At 72.3% G+C, this 19,021-nt stretch carries 18 protein-coding genes and 1 tRNA gene; 7 read left to right on the top strand and 12 right to left on the bottom strand.

The genetic code is table 11. The annotated features are described in order from the left end of the window. Window positions 1–13 precede the first annotated feature (13 nt). The 6 genes from ACZ6BB_RS14775 to ACZ6BB_RS14750 all read right to left on the bottom strand — a co-directional run bounded on the left by ACZ6BB_RS14775 (window position 14) and on the right by ACZ6BB_RS14750 (window position 3,935). On the bottom strand, window positions 14–925 hold the full coding sequence (locus tag ACZ6BB_RS14775; protein WP_471615582.1) for an MBL fold metallo-hydrolase: 912 nt from the start codon (window positions 923–925) through the stop codon (window positions 14–16). 173 nt (window positions 926–1,098) lie between these two features. Continuing rightward, window positions 1,099–1,395, bottom strand: a complete 297-nt coding sequence (locus ACZ6BB_RS14770; protein ID WP_327743595.1) for a hypothetical protein — start codon at window positions 1,393–1,395, stop codon at window positions 1,099–1,101. A gap of 142 nt (window positions 1,396–1,537) precedes the next feature. Beyond that, window positions 1,538–1,870 (bottom strand): DUF202 domain-containing protein, encoded by a 333-nt coding sequence (locus ACZ6BB_RS14765; protein ID WP_471615581.1) that lies wholly within the window; start codon window positions 1,868–1,870, stop codon window positions 1,538–1,540. After that, entirely contained in the window at window positions 1,867–2,259 is a 393-nt protein-coding gene (locus ACZ6BB_RS14760) for a YidH family protein (RefSeq protein ID WP_471615580.1), read from the bottom strand. The genes ACZ6BB_RS14765 and ACZ6BB_RS14760 overlap by 4 nt, the downstream gene beginning before the upstream one ends. Before the next feature lie 171 nt (window positions 2,260–2,430). Beyond that, on the bottom strand, window positions 2,431–2,946 hold the full coding sequence (locus tag ACZ6BB_RS14755) for an NUDIX hydrolase (RefSeq protein ID WP_471615579.1): 516 nt from the start codon (window positions 2,944–2,946) through the stop codon (window positions 2,431–2,433). An 86-nt stretch (window positions 2,947–3,032) separates the two neighbouring features. After that, window positions 3,033–3,935, bottom strand: coding sequence for a DMT family transporter (locus ACZ6BB_RS14750; protein WP_471615578.1), 903 nt, complete (start codon window positions 3,933–3,935; stop codon window positions 3,033–3,035). A gap of 304 nt (window positions 3,936–4,239) precedes the next feature. Here ACZ6BB_RS14750 and ACZ6BB_RS14745 point away from each other — a divergent pair, with 304 nt between their 5' ends. The 3 genes from ACZ6BB_RS14745 to ACZ6BB_RS14735 all read left to right on the top strand — a co-directional run bounded on the left by ACZ6BB_RS14745 (window position 4,240) and on the right by ACZ6BB_RS14735 (window position 7,403). Next, entirely contained in the window at window positions 4,240–5,895 is a 1,656-nt protein-coding gene (locus tag ACZ6BB_RS14745; RefSeq protein ID WP_471615577.1) for an FAD-binding dehydrogenase, read from the top strand. Between the two features lie 127 nt (window positions 5,896–6,022). Continuing rightward, window positions 6,023–6,796, top strand: coding sequence for a molybdopterin-dependent oxidoreductase (locus ACZ6BB_RS14740; protein WP_471615576.1), 774 nt, complete (start codon window positions 6,023–6,025; stop codon window positions 6,794–6,796). Continuing rightward, window positions 6,780–7,403, top strand: a complete 624-nt coding sequence (locus ACZ6BB_RS14735) for a cytochrome b/b6 domain-containing protein (RefSeq protein WP_471615575.1) — start codon at window positions 6,780–6,782, stop codon at window positions 7,401–7,403. Before ACZ6BB_RS14740 ends, ACZ6BB_RS14735 begins: the two co-directional genes overlap by 17 nt. Window positions 7,404–7,499: 96 nt before the next feature. Here ACZ6BB_RS14735 and ACZ6BB_RS14730 read toward each other — a convergent pair whose 3' ends face one another. Further along, entirely contained in the window at window positions 7,500–8,897 is a 1,398-nt protein-coding gene (locus ACZ6BB_RS14730; RefSeq protein WP_471615574.1) for a GntP family permease, read from the bottom strand. 83 nt (window positions 8,898–8,980) lie between these two features. After that, entirely contained in the window at window positions 8,981–9,499 is a 519-nt protein-coding gene (locus tag ACZ6BB_RS14725; RefSeq protein WP_471615738.1) for a gluconokinase, read from the bottom strand. Between the two features lie 144 nt (window positions 9,500–9,643). On the opposite strand from ACZ6BB_RS14725, the gene ACZ6BB_RS14720 reads away from it, so the two are divergent. Next, on the top strand, window positions 9,644–10,369 hold the full coding sequence (locus ACZ6BB_RS14720) for a FadR/GntR family transcriptional regulator (protein WP_471615573.1): 726 nt from the start codon (window positions 9,644–9,646) through the stop codon (window positions 10,367–10,369). A 6-nt stretch (window positions 10,370–10,375) separates the two neighbouring features. On the opposite strand, the gene ACZ6BB_RS14715 is transcribed toward ACZ6BB_RS14720, so the two are convergent. The 4 genes from ACZ6BB_RS14715 to ACZ6BB_RS14700 form a co-directional block, all read right to left on the bottom strand. Further along, window positions 10,376–10,819: a YchJ family protein gene (locus ACZ6BB_RS14715; protein ID WP_471615572.1), complete on the bottom strand. Its 444-nt coding sequence runs from the start codon at window positions 10,817–10,819 to the stop codon at window positions 10,376–10,378. A gap of 10 nt (window positions 10,820–10,829) precedes the next feature. Next, window positions 10,830–12,221: a M1 family metallopeptidase gene (locus ACZ6BB_RS14710; protein ID WP_471615571.1), complete on the bottom strand. Its 1,392-nt coding sequence runs from the start codon at window positions 12,219–12,221 to the stop codon at window positions 10,830–10,832. A 77-nt stretch (window positions 12,222–12,298) separates the two neighbouring features. Continuing rightward, window positions 12,299–16,174, bottom strand: coding sequence for a Pls/PosA family non-ribosomal peptide synthetase (locus ACZ6BB_RS14705; RefSeq protein ID WP_471615570.1), 3,876 nt, complete (start codon window positions 16,172–16,174; stop codon window positions 12,299–12,301). Between the two features lie 283 nt (window positions 16,175–16,457). After that, window positions 16,458–16,542 (bottom strand) — tRNA-Leu (locus ACZ6BB_RS14700). Window positions 16,543–16,741: 199 nt separating this feature from the next. On the opposite strand from ACZ6BB_RS14700, the gene ACZ6BB_RS14695 reads away from it, so the two are divergent. The 3 genes from ACZ6BB_RS14695 to ACZ6BB_RS14685 all read left to right on the top strand — a co-directional run. After that, a complete protein-coding gene (locus ACZ6BB_RS14695) occupies window positions 16,742–18,067 on the top strand; it encodes a M20/M25/M40 family metallo-hydrolase (RefSeq protein WP_471615569.1) in 1,326 nt (441 codons plus the stop codon). A gap of 144 nt (window positions 18,068–18,211) precedes the next feature. Continuing rightward, a complete protein-coding gene (chpH, locus tag ACZ6BB_RS14690; protein WP_033531632.1) occupies window positions 18,212–18,445 on the top strand; it encodes a chaplin ChpH in 234 nt (77 codons plus the stop codon). A gap of 133 nt (window positions 18,446–18,578) precedes the next feature. Further along, a partial coding sequence (locus ACZ6BB_RS14685) for a chaplin (RefSeq protein ID WP_471615568.1) occupies window positions 18,579–19,021 on the top strand: 443 nt, incomplete at its 3' end.

Below are 19,021 nucleotides of genomic sequence, written 5' to 3'. Positions count from 1 at the left end.
GGCCCGGCTGCCGTCAGGCGTGGCAGGTCATCATCTCCCCGCCGTTCACGGTCGCCATGTCCATGAACCCGGCGAACGGGTCGACGCCCTCGCCCTCGGGCTTCCCGTCCAGTTCGGCGTAGGCCCGGTGCAGGTTCGCCACCAGCCGCTCGCTCTCGGGCAGCGCGGCGTACTCGCCGAGATCCGTGCTCCGCGCGGCCTCCAGCGGTGTCAGCCCCGCCGCGTGCGCCTTCTGCGCGACCTCGGCCACGAACCGGATGTACCGCTCGGCCCTGTCGAACGCGGACGGGTCGGTGACCGGACCGTGCCCCGGGACGACGGTCTCGGCGCCCAGCTCGCGCAGCAGCGCCAGCGCCCGCAGTGAACCGCTGAGCGAGCCCATCAGGAAGAACGGAGTCCCGCCCTCGAAGACCAGGTCCCCCGCGAACAGCACCCGCCGGTGCGGCAGCCACACGACGGAGTCGCCGACCGTGTGCGAGATGCCGGGGTGGATGACCTGGGCCTCGATGTCACCGACGTGGAGCGTCACGCGGTCGTGGTACGTCAGGTCCGCGCCCCGGATCTCCACATCACCGAAGTCGGTCCCCGGCCACAGCAGATGGAGGTGCTGCCCGCTGGCGAGAGCCTCGCGGCGGCAGGCCGTGTGCGAGACCAGGGTGGCGGAGGGAGTGAAGAAGCCGTTGCCGTAGGTGTGGTCGCCGTGGTGGTGGGTGTTGACCAGGAGGCGGGGCCTCGGGACCCCGGTCGCGTCCAGCGCGGCGCCCAGTGCGAGGGTCCGGCGCTCGGTCGCGGCCGTGTCCACGAGCAGCGTGGTGGTCCCGTCGCTCACGAAACCCGAGTTGTTCAGGCACCACCCACCGTCCGGCTGCACATACGCGTACACGTCGCTCGCGAGTTCGACGGTGTACGGCTCTTCCGCGGTCATCGTGACCCCTTCCGTCCCCCCGGATCGTCGCCAACTGGTGGTCAGAGCCTGCCAGTCGGCGACGAACCGGGGAAACCGGGGGTGCGGAAGCGGTGCGGGCGGCGGTGCCGGAGTCGGCGCCAGGGTCGGCGCAGGGAACTGGTGCCGGTCGTCGCCGCCGTACGTGCCGTCGGTCAGTGGTCGTCCCAGTGCCCGTCGTGGGCGGCGTGCCGGTGTCCGTCGTGCACGTAGTCCACGTGGTCCCCGTGGGTGACCGCCTGGTGCCCGCAGTCCTCGCCGTGCTCGTGGCTGTGCCCGTCGTGCGCGGTGTGCCCGCTCGGCTCGCATTCGTCCCAGTGGCCGGAGTGCTCGCGGTGGAGATGCCCGTCGTGCGCGTAGTCGGTGTGGTCCCCGTGCGACACCGCGGTGTGCCCGCAGGCGGGGCCGTGGTCGTGGTCGTGGACGGGGTGCTCCTGGTGCAGGGTGGTCATCGCGCTCACCTTCGGTGGGACATGGGGTGACAAATCCAGGCTAGTCACACAAACCCCAATTCTCCCTTTGGAAACTCCATGCACAGACCAAGATCTGGCCAGGCTTCGATTCGCCCGGCTGCGCCTCGACGCGTCCGCGCGGTCAGAACACCAGGGCCGCACCGCAGACCGCGAGGGCGATCACGCACAGGGCGGCCGTCGTGGCGATCCGGGGCGTGAGGACGGGCGGGCGGGAGGCCGCCAGGGCGTGGATACGGCGATGGGCGAGCGCCAGGCAGCCCAGCCACAGCACCGCGCACAGCGCCGCGGCCACCACGCCGGCCGTCGACGGCCCGCCGTGCAGGGCGGACTTGGCCGCGAGGACGGCGACCACGGCACCCGTGAGGGTCGTCCGCCGCCAGGCGAGCCGGGTGCGTTCGGGTTGCAGGCCGGGGTCGCGGTCGGCCGGCTCCGGGGGAGCGGACGACGGGCTCACCCCTCCCGCCGGAGCAGGACCACGACGACCATGGCGACGGCCACCACGGCGACGACGATGCCGAGCACGGCCGGGAAGCGGGACACCGGAAGGTCCTCCCCGCGCCGCATCGCCCGCTCGCAGCGCACCCAGTGGTTGACCGCCCGCAACGCGCACAGCACCCCGGAGGCCAACAGGACCAGGGCGAGCCCGACGCGCCAGCCCCAGCGCAGGTCCGGCAGGAACTGGTCCACCGCGAAACCGCCGCCGATCAGGGCGAGCGAGGTGCGCAGCCAGGCCAGGAACGTCCGCTCGTTGGCCAGGGAGAACCGGTAGTCCGGGGTCCGGCCCTCCGCCCGGATTTCCTCGGGGACGAACCAGAGGCGGACGTTCCGTGCAAATTCGCTCACGTGCAGGACATTACCGGTCGACTTCGGAGGGAAGGCCGCCCTCCCCACCCGTCATCTGCCCTCGCCACCCGTCATCTGCCCTCGCCACCCGTCATCCGGCGGCCCCACCCGTCGTCCGGCGCTGCCACCCGTCGTCCGGCGCTCCCGCACGTCATCCGGTGACCCAGCCCGTCATCCGGCGCTCCCACGCGCCCTCAGCCGCTCGTACGCCGCCACCCCGTCCGGCACCCACTCCCACTCGCGCAGCCGCCGCTCCACCTCCGCCTCCGGCAGGAAGCCGTGCCAGGCGACCTCCTCCGCCTGCGGGTCCACCGGCAGCTCGCAGCGAACCTCGTACACCGCCGACCACCAGGTACGCCCGGCCCCGTCGTCGTACAGGAACCGGAACAGCGGGTCCGGCCGGGGCAGTCCGGAGACGCCCAGCTCCTCCTCGGCCTCGCGCAGCGCCGCGTCGTCGTAGGACTCGCCCGCTCCCACGACCCCGCCCACGAACATGTCGTACAGCGACGGGAAGATCAGCTTCGTCGGAGTCCGGCGGTGCACGAACACCCGCCCGGACCCGTCCCTGACCAGCACGAACACGGCCCGATGCCGCAGTCCTCGGGCATACACCTCCCCTCGTGGAAGCTGCCCGATGACCTGGTCGCTCTCGTCCACGATGTCGAGGATCTCGTCGGCGGCACTCATGGCCCCCATTGTGGGCGCCCGAGGAACAAGGGGCGCAGCCCCTCCGCGCCACCGACCCCACCCGGCGTGCGAACCGCACCCCCGAGCTATACGGCGCTCGCGCCCGCCCCCACCACACCCTTCCGCGCCCCGGCGGGGCCGCACGGCATCGCCGGATGCATCCCGAGGAGCACCACCCCCACCACGGCCCCCGCCAGCCCGGCCGCCTCCCACGCGAGCGCCCCCGCGTCCGTCCGCAGCCGGTCACCCAGGAACCCCACCCCGCACGCGATCCCCGCCAGCGGCTGCGCGACGGTCAGCGCCGGCAGCGACATCCGCAGCGGCGCCGTCTCGAACGCGCTCTGGACGAGGAGGAGCCCGGTCACCCCGAGCAGTACGACCCCGTAGGGCTGCCACGAGGTGAGCAGCCCGCTCCAGCCTCCCGCGCCGAACAGTTGCCCGCTGATCCGGGTGAGCGCGTCCTGGACGCCGTACAGGAGCCCGGCGGCGACCGCCAGGAGCACCGGCGCGGCGCTGCTGCGGGACCGCTTCGCGTAGGCGGTGAGCAGCAGTGCGAGCCCCACCATGACGCCGATGATCAGCCACTGCCGGAAGGGGCCGCCGACCGCCGCTCCACCCTCCGGTCGCCCGGCGACGATGAACGCGGTGACCCCGCCCGCGAGCAGCACCAGCCCCGCCCATCCCTGGCGGCCCAGCGGCTGACGGGTGTGCCGGCGGGAGAGGGCGAGCGCGAAGAGGAGGTTGGTCGCGAGGAGCGGCTCCACGAGGGTGACCTCGCCCCGGCCGAGCGCGACCGCGCCCAGTGCCATCCCGCACACCATCAGCCCGATCCCGCCGAGCCAGCGCGGCACCCGGATCAGGTCGAGCAGCAGCCGGGGCGAGAGGAAGTCGCCCAGCGGGGCGTGCGCGGCGGCCTGCTGCTGGAGGACGAAGCCGAAACCCAGACAGCAGGCGGCGCCCACGGAGAGGAGGAGAACGAGAACCGACACGCGGAGTACCTCGGGTCGTCGGACGGGCCGCGGCGGAACTTCCGGGGTGTCCGCCGGACGTCCCGGCCGGGGAGTGATATGTGCCCCGACGGGCGGCCCGATACGTATTGGACCGACTGTAGCCGCCCCGGCCGGATGCTGTCGGTGGGAGGAGACACACCTCGGCGGTTGACTAGGTCACTCCTTCTGCCGAAGGATCTGAGGCCAGCGCTGCTGACCGGCCGGTAACAAGGCGCGAGGCCGTGCCTGGCCCGCTTCGGCCTGCCTTTCTTCGCCCGACCCGTTCCCGAGAGGACGTCCTCGAATGTCGTACGACGCAGATGTGATCGTGATCGGGGCGGGCCTCGCGGGGCTCACGGCGACCGCGGAGCTCGTCGACGCGGGCCGCAAGGTGATCCTCCTCGACCAGGAGCCGGAGCAGTCGATCGGGGGCCAGGCGCACTGGTCCTTCGGCGGGCTCTTCTTCGTCGACTCGCCCGAGCAGCGCCGCCTGCGGATCAAGGACAGCCACGCGCTCGCCCTCCAGGACTGGATGGGCACGGCCGCCTTCGACCGCGAGGAGGACCACTGGCCGCGCAAGTGGGCCGAGGCGTACGTCGACTTCGCGGCCGGCGAGAAGCGGTCCTGGCTGCACGGGCAGGGCGTCCGGTTCTTCCCGGTCGTCGGCTGGGCCGAGCGCGGCGGCTACGACGCCAACGGACACGGCAACTCGGTCCCCCGCTTCCACATCACCTGGGGCACCGGCCCCGGCCTCGTCGAGCCCTTCGAGCGGCGGGTGCGCGAGGGTGTGGCCCGAGGGCTCGTCCAGCTGAAGTTCCGGCACCGGGTGACCGGCCTCTCGCGCAGCGCGGGCACCGTCGACACCGTCACCGGCGAGATCCTGGAGCCGTCGTCCATCGAACGCGGCCGGCCGAGCACCCGCAACGTCACCGGCGCCTTCGAACTGAAGGCCCAGGCCGTGATCGTCACCTCCGGCGGCATCGGCGGCAACCACGACCTCGTCCGCGCCAACTGGCCCGAGCGGCTCGGCAACCCCCCGGAGAAGATGATCTCCGGCGTGCCCGCGCACGTCGACGGCCGGATGCTCGGCATCGCCGAGGAGGCGGGCGCCCACCTCATCAACCGCGACCGGATGTGGCACTACACCGAGGGCATCCAGAACTGGAACCCCATCTGGGAGAACCACGGCATCCGCGTCCTGCCCGGCCCGTCCTCGCTCTGGCTGGACGCCCGCGGCAAGCGGCTCCCGGTCCCGCTGTTCCCCGGCTTCGACACCCTCGGCACGCTCGAACACATCATGAAGACCGGCTACGACTACACCTGGTTCGTCCTCGACCAGAAGATCATCGGCAAGGAGTTCGCCCTCTCCGGCTCCGAGCAGAACCCCGACCTGACCGGCAAGTCCATCAAGGACGTCTTCATCCGGGCTCGCGCGGACGTCCCCGGCCCGGTCAAGGCCTTCATGGACCACGGCGTCGACTTCGTCGTCGAGAAGGACCTCGGCTCCCTGGTCCGCGGCATGAACGCGCTCACCAAGGAGCCGCTGATCGACGAGGCCGAGCTGCGCCGCGAGATCGTCTCCCGGGACCGCGAGGTCGCCAACCCCTTCACCAAGGACCTCCAGGTCATGGCGATCCGGGGGGCCCGCAACTACCTCGGCGACAAGCTCATCCGCACCGCCACCCCGCACCGCATCCTCGACCCCAAGGCGGGTCCGCTGATCGCCGTCCGCCTGAACATCCTCACCCGCAAGACCCTCGGCGGCCTGGAGACCGACCTGTCCTCCCGGGTCCTCACCGAGGGCGGCGACCCGCTGGAGGGCGTGTACGCGGCGGGCGAGGCGGCGGGCTTCGGCGGCGGCGGTGTCCACGGCTACCGCTCGCTGGAGGGCACCTTCCTCGGCGGCTGCCTGTTCTCGGGCCGCACGGCGGGCCGGGCGGCGGCGAAGGCGACGGGCTGAGCCGCGGCGCGTCGGCGCTGAACCGGAGGCCGCAGAGGCCGAGTTCGGGCCCTGCGGGGCTTACGGAATCCTGACGGATCTCCGCCGTCGCTGGCCCGACGGGGGCGGCGGATGGTCGAATCAGTACGTGAACCCCGAACATCCAGCGGCGCGGCAGGCGCCGGCGGAACACCCCGAAGACGTGGACAGGGAACCGGGGCGCGGTGCGCCCGTGGGCCGCCGGGTCCTCCTCGGCACCCTCGGACTCGGCGCCCTCGGCGTGGTCGCCGCGCCCGTCCTCCAGCGCGGCATGGAGGCGTTCCTCGGCGAGGCGGCCGAGAAGGACCCCACCGGCCTGACCGGCCTGCTCCCCAACGGCGGCGGCTTCCGCTACTACTCGGTGACGTCGTCCGTACCCCGCAGGACCGCGAAGAACTACCGCCTCACGGTCGGCGGGCTGGTCGACAAGCCCGGCTCCTACACCCTTGCCGACCTGCGGGCCCTGCCGCAGACCCGGATGGTCAAGGACGTGCAGTGCGTCACCGGCTGGCGGGTCCCGGACACCCCCTTCGAGGGCGTACGGCTCTCCACGCTGCTGGACGCGGCCGGGGTGCGCTCCTCGGCGGGCGCGATCCGCTTCACCTGCTTCGACGGGGCGTACACCGAGAGCCTCACCCTGGAGCAGGCCCGCCGCGCGGACGTCCTGGTGGCCCTGCGCATGCGGGACAAGGACCTCAGCCACAACCACGGCGGTCCGGTCCGGCTGTACGTCGCCCCCATGTACTTCTACAAGTCGGCCAAGTGGCTCTCCGGCATCGAGGTCACCGAGAAGGTCGAGCCGGGCTACTGGGAGGAGCGGGGCTACGACATCGACGCGTGGGTCGGCCGATCGAACGGGCGGGACGATGAACCGACGACTTGAGGAGCCACCGGTCCTGGCGCAGGCCCGTGTCGCGCGTTTCGCGACCGCCGAGCGCTGGATCCACCGCACGACGGCCGCCCTGATGGGCATCTGCGTGGCAACGGCGGCCTGCCTGTACATCCCCGCGTTCGCCGAACTGGTCGGCCGCCGGGCGCTCGTGGTGACGGTCCACGAGTGGGCCGGGCTGCTCCTGCCCCTCCCCGTCCTGGCGGGCCTGGCCTCCCGCGCGTTTCGCGCGGACCTCGGCCGGCTGAACCGCTGGGGCCCGCACGACCGCGTCTGGCTCCGCGCCGCCCGCCGCCGTACGCCGGGCGCACGCCCCGCCGCGAAGTTCAACGCCGGCCAGAAGCTCTACGCCTCCTGGATCGCCGGCGCCACCCTCGTCATGCTCGCCACCGGCCTGATGATGTGGTTCACCCACCTCACCCCGCTGATGTGGCGCACCAGCGCGACGTTCGTCCACGACTGGCTGGCCCTGACCATCGGCATCGTCCTGGCGGGCCACATCGGCATGGCCCTGGGCGACCCGGAGGCGCGGCGGGGGCTGCGGACCGGGTCGGTGAGCAGGCAGTGGGCGGACCGGGAACACCCGCTGTGGCGGCCGTAGCGCGGCCCACCGCGCAGAGCCCCCGGCCCCCACCTCCTGGATCACCGGCGTCACCGAGACCACCGGCCTCACCGGCCGCGCCGTTGCCCCGTACGCCTAGATCACCAGCGACAGCAGCAGCACGATCGCCCCCGCCACCACCGAGATGATCGTCTCCATCACCGACCAGGTCTTGATGGTCTGGCCGACGGTCATCCCGAAGTACTCCTTGACCATCCAGAACCCGGCGTCGTTGACGTGGCTGAAGAAGAGCGAGCCGGCGCCGATCGCGAGGACCAGCAGGGCCGTGTGCGTGGTCGACATGTCCGCGGCGAGCGGGGCCACCAGCCCCGCCGCCGAGATCGTGGCGACCGTGGCCGAGCCGGTGGCCAGCCGGATCGCGACCGCGATCAGCCAGGCGAGCACGAGCGCGGGGATCGACCAGTCCTCGGAGATCTCCAGGATCATCTGCCCGACCCCGGAGTCGATGAGGGTCTGCTTGAATCCGCCGCCGGCGCCCACGATCAGCAGGATGCCCGCGATGGGCGCGAGGGACTTCTCGACCGTCGACCCCAGCCGCTCCTTGGTGAACCCGGCCGCCCGCCCCAGCGTGAACATGCCCACGATCACGGACGCGAGCAGCGCGATCAGCGGCGAACCGACCACGTCGAAGACCCGCTGGACCATCTGCTCGGGGTCGTCCACGACGATGTCCACCAGAGCCTTGGCCAGCATGAGCACCACCGGCAGCAGCATGGTCGCGATGGTCGCGCCGAACCCCGGCCGCTTCTCCAGCTCCTCCGAGGCCCGCGCGGGGATCATCCGCTCGGGGACGGGCACGTCCACCCAGCGCGCCGCGTACTTCGAGAACAGCGGCCCGGCGATGATCACGGTCGGTATCGCCACCAGCAGCCCCAGCGCCAGCGTGACGCCCAGATCGGCCTTCACCGCGTCGATCGCGACCAGCGGGCCGGGGTGCGGCGGGATCAGCCCGTGCATGACGGACAGACCGGCGAGGGCCGGGATGCCGATACGCATCAGTGAGTAGTTGCCGCGCTTGGCGACCATCAGCACCACCGGGATCAGCAGCACGATCCCGACCTCGAAGAACAGCGGCAGCCCGATCACGGAGGCGATCAGCACCATCGCCCAGGGCATCGCCCGTCCGCCCGCCTTGGCGAGGATGGTGTCCACGATCTGGTCGGCGCCGCCGGAGTCCGCCAGCAGCTTGCCGAGGATCGCACCCAGCGCGATGAGCACACCCACCCCGGCCACGGTCGACCCGAGCCCGGTGGTGAAGCTCAGGATCGCCTTGTCCAGCGGTGCCCCGGCGAACGCGCCGAGCGCGAGCGAGCCGATGGTCAGCGCCAGGAAGGCGTGCACCTTGAACCTGGTGATGAGGACGACGATCACGGCGATGCCGGCCAGTACGGCCAGGCCCAGCTGCGCGTGTCCCGCCGAGGTGATCGGCTCGACGGGGTCCGCTGCCAGCAGCTCGACGTTGAGTCTGGTCACGGTGATTCCTTGAGTGGGGAAGGTGGGGGAGGAAGAGAGGGAGGCGAGGAGGAGGAGAGAGAGGCGAACCGGCGACGGCGGCCCTACGGCACGGCCGGGTCGATCTCCCGCAGCGCGGTGACCGCCCGCTCGGCGATCTCCTCGGGCGAGCCCGCCACGTCGACCGCGACGCCCGCCTCGTCCGCCTGGAGCGGCTGGAGCGTGGCGAACTGCGAGTCCAGCAGCGCCGTCGGCATGAAGTGGCCCTGCCGGTGGGACATCCGGTCCTCGATGAGCGCCCGGTCACCCGCGAGATGCAGGAAGACGACACCGGGCGCGGCGGCCCTCAGCCGGTCCCGGTACGCGCGCTTCAACGCGGAACAGCTGACCACCCCGCCGAGCCCGTCCCGGCCGTGGGCCCACGTGCCGATGGCGTCCAGCCACGGTCCCCGGTCCGCGTCGTCCAGCGGTGTCCCGGCCGACATCTTGGCGATGTTGGCCTCGGGGTGGAAGTCGTCGCCCTCGGCGTACGGAACGCCGAGCCGGGACGCGAGCAGGGGACCGATCGTGGTCTTCCCGGTTCCTGCCACGCCCATCACCACGACGACATGAGGGGTACGCATCACTACCTCGCTGTCTGTCGTCGACATCTGGGACGTCACCCGATGTCGACGACACTGAAGCCCATTAGGTACGACGAATTCAAGCCCTGGACCCAAATAAGTCTGACTTTTTCTTCGCCCTCCCCTCCTCGTACCCTGAACCCCATGACCACACCGGGCCGGGGGCTGCACGGCCGAGTACTGGACACCCTCGGACCGGCGATCACGGCGGGCGAGTACCCGCCCGGGAGCGTGCTGCGCACGGACCAACTCGCCCAGACCTTCGAGGTGTCCCGCTCGGTGATGCGGGAGGCGGTCCGCGTCCTGGAGTCCATGCATCTCGTCGAGTCCCGCCGCCGTGTCGGCGTGATCGTCCGCCCGTCCGCCGCGTGGAACGTCTACGACCCGCAGGTCATCCGCTGGCGCCTGGCCGGCGCGGACCGCCCCCGCCAGCTGCGCTCGCTGACCGTGCTGCGCGGCGCCGTCGAACCGATCGCCGCGGGCCTCGCCGCGCGCCACGCCACGGCCGAGCAGTGCGCCGCGCTCACCGAGTGCGCCATCGGCATGGTCGCCCACTCGCGGGGCCACAAGCTGGAGGGCTACCTCCGATACGACGTCGCCTTCCACCGACTGATCCTCGACGCCTCCGGCAACGAGATGTTCGCCCGCCTCGGCGACGTCGTCGAGGAGGTCCTCGCCGGCCGCACCCACCACGCCGTCATGTTCCACGACCCCGACCCGGCCGCCGTCAGCCTCCACGTCCAGGTCGCCGAGGCCGTCCGCGAACACGACGCCCCCCGGGCCGAGCGGCTCACCAGGGAGATCACCGCGGGCGCCCTCCAGGAACTCGACATCCTGGCCCCCAACGGCCACGCACCGACCGCCGGTTGACCGGACCTAGCCGAGGAACTCCCCGTCCACGTACACCCAGGCCCCGTCCACCCGCTCGAACCGGCTCCGCTCGTGCAGCGAGCCGCCCCGGAACGAGGCGCGGAAGGTGACCGTGCCGGTGCTGTGGAAGGCCGACCCGTCCCGGGTGTCCAGGATCTCCAGGCCGGTCCAGCGCATGGTCGTGTCGAAGTCGACGGTGGCGGGCCGCGTCCGGGGATGCCAGCTGCGCAGCAGATACGCCTCGTCGCGCACGACGAACGCGCTGTACCGCGACCGCATCAGGGCCTCGGCGGTCGGCGCCGCTGCAGCGCCCGAGTGCCGGCGCCCGCAACAGGCCTCGTACGCCTCGGGCAGCCCGCAGGGGCAGGCGCGGGGGACCGGCGAAGGCACCCGTGCGGCACTCTTCGACCCGGCCCTGGAACCACTGCGGCGCGACGACATGGCAGCCATTGTGCCCCGCCTACGCCGACCCCGCGTTCGTCGGCGGATACGGCGGCCGCGCCGGGACCCCGGGGCTGCTGACGGACGGCGGGGACGGCAGGGGCGGCAGCGCGGGCTCCTGGAGCCACGCGCGGAACAGGGCGTCCAGCGGTCCGTCCGCGTAACGGCCGGCGTGGGCCGTGAACCCGGCGGTCGTCACGGCGCCGCCGCGGTGGGCGCTCGCCCAGCCGCGCAGCATCCGGAAGAACGCCTCGTCGCCGAGCGCGCAGCGCACCGCGTGGACGGTGAGACCGCCGCGCTCGTAGAGCCGGTCGTCGAACATCAGCTTGCGGCCCGGGTCCGCCAGCCGCAGATCCTGGGGGAGCGCGGCGAGCTTCTGGTGCGCGGCGGCGGCCAGTCGGTGCGCGCTGCGCCCGCCGGAGCGCTCCGACCACAGCCACTCCGCGTACTTGGCGAACCCCTCGTTCAGCCAGATGTGCCGCCAGTCGGCGATGGACACGCTGTTGCCGAACCACTGGTGGGCCAGCTCGTGCGCGACCAGCCGCTCCGAACCCCTCGCCCCGTCCACGTGGTTGGCGCCGAACAGCGACAACCCCTGCGCCTCGACCGGGACATCGAGCTCCTCCTCGGTCACCACGACCGCGTACTCCCCGAAGGGATACGGCCCGAACAGCTCCTCGAACAGCCCCATCATGGCGGGCTGCCGCGCGAAGTCCCGCGAGAACTCCGTGAGGAGGTGCGCCGGGATGTGCCCGTGCTGCGGCACCCCGCCCGGCCCGGGATCGCCGAGCAGCACCGTCTGGTACTTGCCGATCGACAGGCCCACCAGATAGCTCGACGTCGGCGCCGACTGCTCGTACACCCACGTCGTCGTGGACGCCTTCGCCGTCCGGGTGAGCAGCCGCCCGCCCGCCACCACCTGGTACGCGGACGGCGTCGTGACCGAGATCTGGTACGAGGCCTTGTCGGCGGGCCGGTCGTTGCACGGATACCAGGACGGCGCCCCGACCGGCTGGCTCGCCACCAGCGCCCCGTCCGTCAGCTCCTCCCAACCGAGCCCGCCCCAGGGGCTGTTCACCGGCTTGGGATTGCCCGACCAATGGACCTCGACCGTGAACGCGGCCCCCGGCCGGACCGGCTTCGCGGGCCGGACCCGCAGCCGGCCGCCCCGGTGGGTGTAGTGCGGAGCCCGGCCGTCGACCCGGATCCGGCCGATCTTGAAGTCGGCGAGGTTCAGCTGGAACTCGGTGAGCGCCGCCCGGCCCGCTATGGCGTTGAGCCGTGCGGTGCCCGACAGCCGGTTCGGCCCCGGCCGGTAGTCCACAGCCAGCTCGTACCGATGCACCCGGTAACGGGAATCACCGTTCGCCGGGAAGTACGGGTCCGGACCCACTGACTGCTGAACCGCCACTGCCGCTTCTGCTCCCCGCTCCGCATTCGTACGACGTCCATCGTCCCCAGAGTCCCCCGCCGCCGCACGAGCCGCACTCAGCGGCGCCACGCCTCGATCGGGTTGCCCAGCCACCGGGTGTCGTCGGGAACGGACTCCGCGGCCATGACCAGCGACGCCGGCCCCAGCGTGGTGCGGGCCCCGACCACGCTGCCGGGCAGGACGATTCCGCCCGGGCCCAAGGTGGCACCCTCACGGAGTTCAACAGTATCCGTCCGCAAGATCCGGTCGTGGAAGAGGTGGGTCTGGAGCACACACCCCCGGTTCACCGTCGCCCCGTCGCCGAGCGTGACGAGGTCGGTCTCGGGTAGCCAGTAACTCTCCACCCACACCCCCCTGCCGATGGTCGCCCCGAGCCCGCGCAGCCAGACGTTCAGCACCGGCGTCCCCGGCACCGACCCTGCCAGCCACGGCACGGCCAGCACCTCCACGAAGGTGTCCGCCAGCTCGTTGCGCCACACGAAACCGCTCCACAGCGGATGCTCACCCCTGCGGTGCCGCCCCACGAGCAGCCACTTCGCGACGATCGAGAGCACGCAACCGAGAACCCCGGCGCCGAGCAGCACCACCCCGCCCAGCAGCCACGCCCAGCCGCCCAGCGCGCTGAGCGCCGCCACCGTCAGCAGCGCGAGACCCGCCGAGCAGAACACCGGCACGATCCGGCACAGCTCCACCAGGGCACGCGCCCACAGCAGCCGCGCGGGCGGCTCGTACGTCAGGCTCTGGTCGCCGTCCGCGGCCGACCGGGGCAGCCTGACCGGCGGCAGCCCGAGGTACGAGCTGCCCTTCTTGGCCTTCTTCGGCGTCGCCGACAGCACACCCACCAGACCGCCCTCCGGCACGGAGCGCCCCGGCGCGGTCATCCCCGAGTTCCCGAGGAACGCCCGCCGCCCGATCTCCGCCCGCCCGATCCGCAGCCAGCCGCCCCCCAGCTCGTACGGCGCGGTCAGCGTGTCGTCCGCGAGGAACGCCCCGTCGCCGACCGTCGTCAGACTCGGCAGCGCCAGGACGGTGGACACCTCGGCGCCCTTGCCGATCCGCATCCCGAGCAACCGCAGCCACACCGGCGTCACCAGCCCGGCGTACAGCGGGAACAGCGTCTGCCGCGAGCGGTCCATGAGCTGCGTGACCGTCCACGCCTGCCACCCGACCCGGCTGTGCGTCGGATGCGTGCCCTCCCGCAGCCCCAGACTCAGCAGCCGTACGGCCGCGAGCAGCAGCAGCGCGTACGCCGCCCCGAAGGCCAGCGTGGCCGGCACCAGCCCGAGTGCCGCGCCCCTCGTCGCCGCACCGAGCCCGGCGTCCGGGTCCACGAACAGACCCAGCACGGCCAGCGCGGCACACCCGGCGAGCACCGGCAGCGCGGTCAGCCCGAACCCCGTCACGCCGTACGAGACCCGCCAGAACAGGCCACGCTGCGGCCGCTCCTTGGGCCAGTTCCGCTTCGCCTTGCCCAGCTTGCCCGCCGGCGCCCCGGCCCAGCGCTGCCCGGTGGGGATCTGTCCGGCCACCGCCGACCCCGGCGCCACCTCGGCCCGCTTGCCGACCCTGGCGCCCGGCAGCAGCATGCTGCGCGTCCCCACGACCGCGCCGGCCCCGACCTTGACGGTCCCGATCTCCAGCCGGTCCCCGTCGAGCCAGTACCCGGAGAGATCCACCTCGGACTCCACGGCCGCGCCCCGCCCGAGCTTCAGCATCCCGGTCACCGGAGGCAGCGCGTGCAGATCGACATCCGTGCCGACCCTGCAGCCCAGCGCCCGCGCGTACCGCTCCAGCCACACCCCGGTCAGCGAGGTCGCCCCGCTGAACTCGGCCAGCCGCTCCGCCGCCCACAGCCGCAGGTGCACGCTCCCGCCGCGCGCGTACCGCCCGGCCGCGACCCCGCGCAGCAGCAGCCGCGCCCCGCCCGCCGCGACCGCCAGCCGCCCCGGCGGGGTGTACAACAGCACCGCCCCCACCGCCACGGCCCACCAGGGCGCGGTCGGCAGCCAGGCGTACGGCCCGAGCAGGTTCCCGAGCGCGGCCAGCGGGACGACCCACCGCAGCCCGAGCAGGGTGAACAGCGGCAGGAGCAGCAGGAACTGGACGAGTCGCGCCCGCACGGGCACGGGCTCCACTGCCCGGCGCGGACCGTCCTCCCCGCCCGACTCCTCCAGATACCGGGCCAGCTTCCGCAGGGTCGGCCGCTGGTAGATGTCCACCACCGCGACGCTCGGGTACCGGGTCCGCAGCCGGGTCGTCAGCTGCGCGGCCGCCAGGCTGCCCCCGCCGATCGCGAAGAAGTCGTCGCCCGCGCCGCCGACCGGGATGCCCAGCACCTGCGTCCACTGCTCGGCGAGCCACGCCTCGGTCCCGTACAGCTCCTCGGCCGGCCCGGCGCTCTCCAGCTCCGCGAGCGGCCACGGCAGGGCGTCGCGGTCCACCTTCCCCGAGGTCCGGGTCGGCAGCTCCGCCACCGGCGCCGGCAGCGGCACCAACGCGGCCGGCAGCTCCGCCCGCAGCTTCTCCACGGCCGCCGCCCGGTCCCATCCGTCCTGGGTGACCACATAGCCGACGAGCAGCTGGTTCCCGCTCCGCGCGGTCCGTACGGCCGCCGCGGCGCCCGCGACGCCGGGCAGTGCCTGCAGCGCGGCGTCGACCTCGCCCAGCTCGATCCGCCGCCCGCCGAGCTTGATCTGCTCGTCGGCGCGCCCGAGGAAGACCAGCCCTTCCGGCTCCGCCTTCACCAGGTCGCCGCTGCGATAGGCGCGCTCCCAGCCCAGCGACTCCAGCGGCGCGTATTTCTCCGCGTCCTTCTCGGCGTCGAGATACCGCGCGAGCCCCACTCCACCGATCACGAGCTGCCCGCTGCCGCCCATCGGCACGGGCTCCCCGGCCTCGTCGACGACGGCCAGTTCCCATCCGTCGAGCGGCAGCCCGATCCGGATCGGCTCCTCGCCGGACATCAGCGAGGCACAGGCGACGACGGTGGCCTCGGTCGGCCCGTAGGTGTTCCAGACCTCGCGGCCCTCCGTCACCAGCCGCTGCGCCAGCTCCGGCGGGCATGCCTCACCGCCGAAGATCAGCAGCCGGACGTCGTTGAGGGTCTCGGGCTCCCAGAGCGCGGCCAGCGTCGGCACGGTCGACACGACCGTGATCTCCTGCTCGACCAGCCAGGGCCCCAGATCGGCGCCGCTCCTGACCTGGGAGCGCGGCACCGGCACCAGACAGGCCCCGTACCGCCAGGCCAGCCACATCTCCTCGCAGGACGCGTCGAAGGCCACGGACAGCCCGGCCATCACCCGGTCCCCGGGCCCGATCGGCTCCTCGGCCAGGAACAGCTCCGCCTCGGCGTCCACGAACGCGGCGGCACTGCGATGGCTGACGGCCACGCCCTTGGGCTTCCCGGTCGACCCGGAGGTGAAGATGATCCACGCGTCGTGACCGGCCCCGGGCCGGGCGGCGGGGAACTCGGACGCGCCGTCGACGGTCAGCTCGTGCCCGGCCCCGACGACGGCCCGCACCCCCGCCTCCCCGAACACCAGCTCGGCCCGCTCGTCGGGATCCTCGGCGTCGACGGGCACATAGGCGGCACCGGCCGCGAGCACCGCGAGGATCGCGACGTACAGGTCGTTCGTGCCCGACGGCACCCGCACCCCGACCCGGTCGCCCAGTCCGACCCCGGCCGCCCCGAGGCGCTGCCGCAGGTGCTCCACCTCGACCGCCAGCGCGCGGTAGGTCAGCCGCCGCCTCCCGTCGTCCAGCGCCGGCTCGTCCGGGTAGGACCGCACGGACGCCTCGAAGACGTCCACGAGCGTGCGCGGCGAGGCCGCAGGACCGGCCGAGAAGAGCGCCGCCCCGCCGAACCCCCCGGTCGCCTCCGCCAGCTCCCCGTCGAGCAGCGTCAGGTCAGGACTCTCGTGCACGGCGGCCATCGGATCCTCGCCTCTCGAACCCGGACCATCCGGGGGCGCCGACGGGCCCGCAGGTCTGCCTGGGGATATTTCCGTATCGGCACCGAACAAGCCCAATACTCTAGTGCTCGGGTGACTACGGCCTGTCGTGTCGGCCAAGCGGGGGCGTCCACCGGGTGACCCCGAGGGGCGAGCAGACGGGGCGTGACCTGGGGCTTTCCTGGTGGGGAGAGACGTCGCCCACATTTCGTCAGTCTAACGCGACGAAGGCCGCGACCCTCGGGTCGCGGCCTTCGCCACTCTGTGTCCGAGGGGGGACTTGAACCCCCACGCCCGATAAAGGGCACTAGCACCTCAAGCTAGCGCGTCTGCCATTCCGCCACCCGGACAGGGTGTGTGTCGTGCGGGTTTCCCTCGCGGCGACGAAGGAAACATTACCAGGCTTTCCAGGGCCCCCGATCACCCCCGGTCCCCGGGGCGGCCGGGTGTGAACGGCGTGTGACCCGGCCGGTCCCGGTCTTGGGGCGGGCGGTGGGGCAGGAGGAGGATGAGGGGGAACCACCAGCAGCGACAGCGGGAGGAACCAGCGTGAACGAGACGGACACGGGCAGGCGCGTGACCGGTGAGGACGAGGTCGTCGACCTCTGCCGCGAGCTGATCCGGATCGACACCAGCAACTTCGGCGACCACTCGGGGCCCGGGGAGCGCAAGGCCGCCGAGTACGTCGCCGAGAAGCTGGCCGAGGTCGGGCTGGAGCCGCAGATCTTCGAGTCGCACCCGGGACGCGCGTCGACGGTGGCCCGTATCGAGGGCGAGGACCGGTCTCGGCCCGCGCTGCTCATCCACGGTCACACCGACGTGGTCCCGGCCAACGCGGCGGACTGGACCCACCACCCGTTCTCCGGCGAGGTCGCGGACGGCTGTGTGTGGGGTCGCGGCGCGGTCGACATGAAGGACATGGACGCCATGACGCTGGCGGTCGTCCGCGACCGCATGCGCAGCGGCCGCAAGCCCCCGCGCGACATCGTGCTCGCCTTCCTCGCGGACGAGGAGGCCGGCGGCACCTACGGGGCGAAGCACCTCGTGAAGAACCACGCCGACCTCTTCGAGGGCGTCACCGAGGGGATCAGCGAGGTCGGCGGGTTCTCGTTCACCGTGAACGAGCAGCGGCGGCTCTATCTGATCCAGACGGCCGAGAAGGGCATGCACTGGATGAAGCTCACCGTGGCCGGCACGGCCGGGCACGGCTCGATGATCCACCGGGACAACGCCATCACGGAGCTGTCCGAGGCCGTCGCCCGCCTCGGCCGCCACCAGTTCCCGGTACGGGTCACCAAGACCACCCGGGCCTTCCTCGACGAACTCGGGGACGCGCTCGGCACCACACTCGACCCGGAGGACATGGAGGGCACCCTCGCCAGGCTCGGCGGGATCGCCAAGCTGATCGGCGCGACCCTGCGCAACACCGCCAACCCCACCCAGCTCGGCGCCGGCTACAAGGTCAACGTCATCCCGGGCGAGGCCACCGCACACGTCGACGGGCGGTTCCTGCCCGGCTTCGAGGAGGAGTTCCTCTCCGACCTCGACAAGATCCTCGGCCCGCACGTGCGGCGCGAGGACGTGCACTCCGACAAGGCGCTGGAGACGTCCTTCGACGGGGCGATCGTCGACGCCATGCAGTCGGCGCTGCTCGCCGAGGACCCGGCCGCGAAGGCCGTCCCGTACATGCTCTCCGGCGGTACGGACGCCAAGTCCTTCGACGACCTCGGGATCCGGGGCTTCGGCTTCGCGCCGCTCAAGCTGCCGCCGGAGCTGGACTTCGCGGGCATGTTCCACGGCGTCGACGAGAGGGTGCCGGTGGACGGCCTGAAGTTCGGTGTGCGCGTCCTCGACCGTTTCATCGACGCGTCCTGACCTGTTCGGCTTTTATTCGGCAGCGCGTACGACGATCGACCGGGTCGAGTGAATCGGACCATAAGCTCGTAGCTCCATTACTCCCTCCTCGTTACAGGTGGTGTGACTCGCTACTTGGGGTCGCTTTGCCAACAAGGAGGAATAATGCTCAAGAAGGTCGTCGCCGCTGCGGCTGCCACTGGTGGTCTGGTTCTCGCGGGCGCGGGTCTGGCCGTCGCCGACGCCGGGGCTCAGGGTGCCGCCGTCGGCTCCCCGGGTGTCGCGTCCGGCAATGTCGTCCAGGTGCCGGTTCACGTCCCCGTGAACGTGTGCGGCAACACGATCTCGGTGATCGGGCTGCTGAACCCCGCCTTCGGCAACACCTGCATCAACAAGTGACGTCGTGCCTCACCAGGTGAGGGACTGAAACGACCGCCGGCCCCGGAGTGCGCGCCATGCACTCCGGGGCCGACCGGTATTCCCACAAGGCGCAGAAAATCAGAACATCAGGGCTAAGGCAGGTAATTCAGCAATGCGACAGGTCACCCGCAAAGGCCTCATGACGATGGCGGCCGCGTCCGGTGTGCTCGCCGCGGCGGGCGGTGCCGCGCACGCCGACGCCGGTGCGCAGGGATCCGCCACCCACTCGCCAGGCGTGCTCTCCGGCAACACCGTGCAGGCGCCGGTGGAGACCGAGGTCAACGTCTGCGGCAACACGGTGAGCGTGGTCGGACTGCTCAACCCGGCGGCGGGCAACAAGTGTTCCAACGGCGGAGGCGGCAAGCACGCACGCGGCGGCCAGGGCGGCGGTCACGGTTCGTCGTACGGCGGCTCCCGCGCGGACGGCCACGCCGGTGACTCGCCGGGTGTGGCCTCCGGCAACAGCGTGCAGGTTCCGGTGCACATCCCGGTCAACGTGTGCGGCAACAGCGTCGACGTGGTCGGCATCGGCAACCCGGCCACCGGCAACGACTG

The sequence above is a fragment of the Streptomyces sp. NPDC041108 genome (genome assembly GCF_055592645.1).
This window is presented reverse-complemented; position numbering and strand designations above follow the sequence as displayed.

What these genes read in the sequence shown, in the direction of transcription:
- ACZ6BB_RS14725 (WP_471615738.1), bottom strand. Translation starts at nt 9,499, where the DNA reads ATGCGTACCCCTCATGTCGTCGTGGTGATGGGCGTGGCAGGAACCGGG.
- ACZ6BB_RS14705 (WP_471615570.1), bottom strand. Translation starts at nt 16,174, where the DNA reads ATGGCCGCCGTGCACGAGAGTCCTGACCTGACGCTGCTCGACGGGGAG.
- ACZ6BB_RS14735 (WP_471615575.1), top strand. Translation starts at nt 6,780, where the DNA reads ATGAACCGACGACTTGAGGAGCCACCGGTCCTGGCGCAGGCCCGTGTC.
- ACZ6BB_RS14755 (WP_471615579.1), bottom strand. Translation starts at nt 2,946, where the DNA reads ATGAGTGCCGCCGACGAGATCCTCGACATCGTGGACGAGAGCGACCAG.
- chpH (WP_033531632.1), top strand. Translation starts at nt 18,212, where the DNA reads ATGCTCAAGAAGGTCGTCGCCGCTGCGGCTGCCACTGGTGGTCTGGTT.
- ACZ6BB_RS14715 (WP_471615572.1), bottom strand. Translation starts at nt 10,819, where the DNA reads ATGGCTGCCATGTCGTCGCGCCGCAGTGGTTCCAGGGCCGGGTCGAAG.
- ACZ6BB_RS14720 (WP_471615573.1), top strand. Translation starts at nt 9,644, where the DNA reads ATGACCACACCGGGCCGGGGGCTGCACGGCCGAGTACTGGACACCCTC.
- ACZ6BB_RS14745 (WP_471615577.1), top strand. Translation starts at nt 4,240, where the DNA reads ATGTCGTACGACGCAGATGTGATCGTGATCGGGGCGGGCCTCGCGGGG.
- ACZ6BB_RS14775 (WP_471615582.1), bottom strand. Translation starts at nt 925, where the DNA reads ATGACCGCGGAAGAGCCGTACACCGTCGAACTCGCGAGCGACGTGTAC.
- ACZ6BB_RS14770 (WP_327743595.1), bottom strand. Translation starts at nt 1,395, where the DNA reads ATGACCACCCTGCACCAGGAGCACCCCGTCCACGACCACGACCACGGC.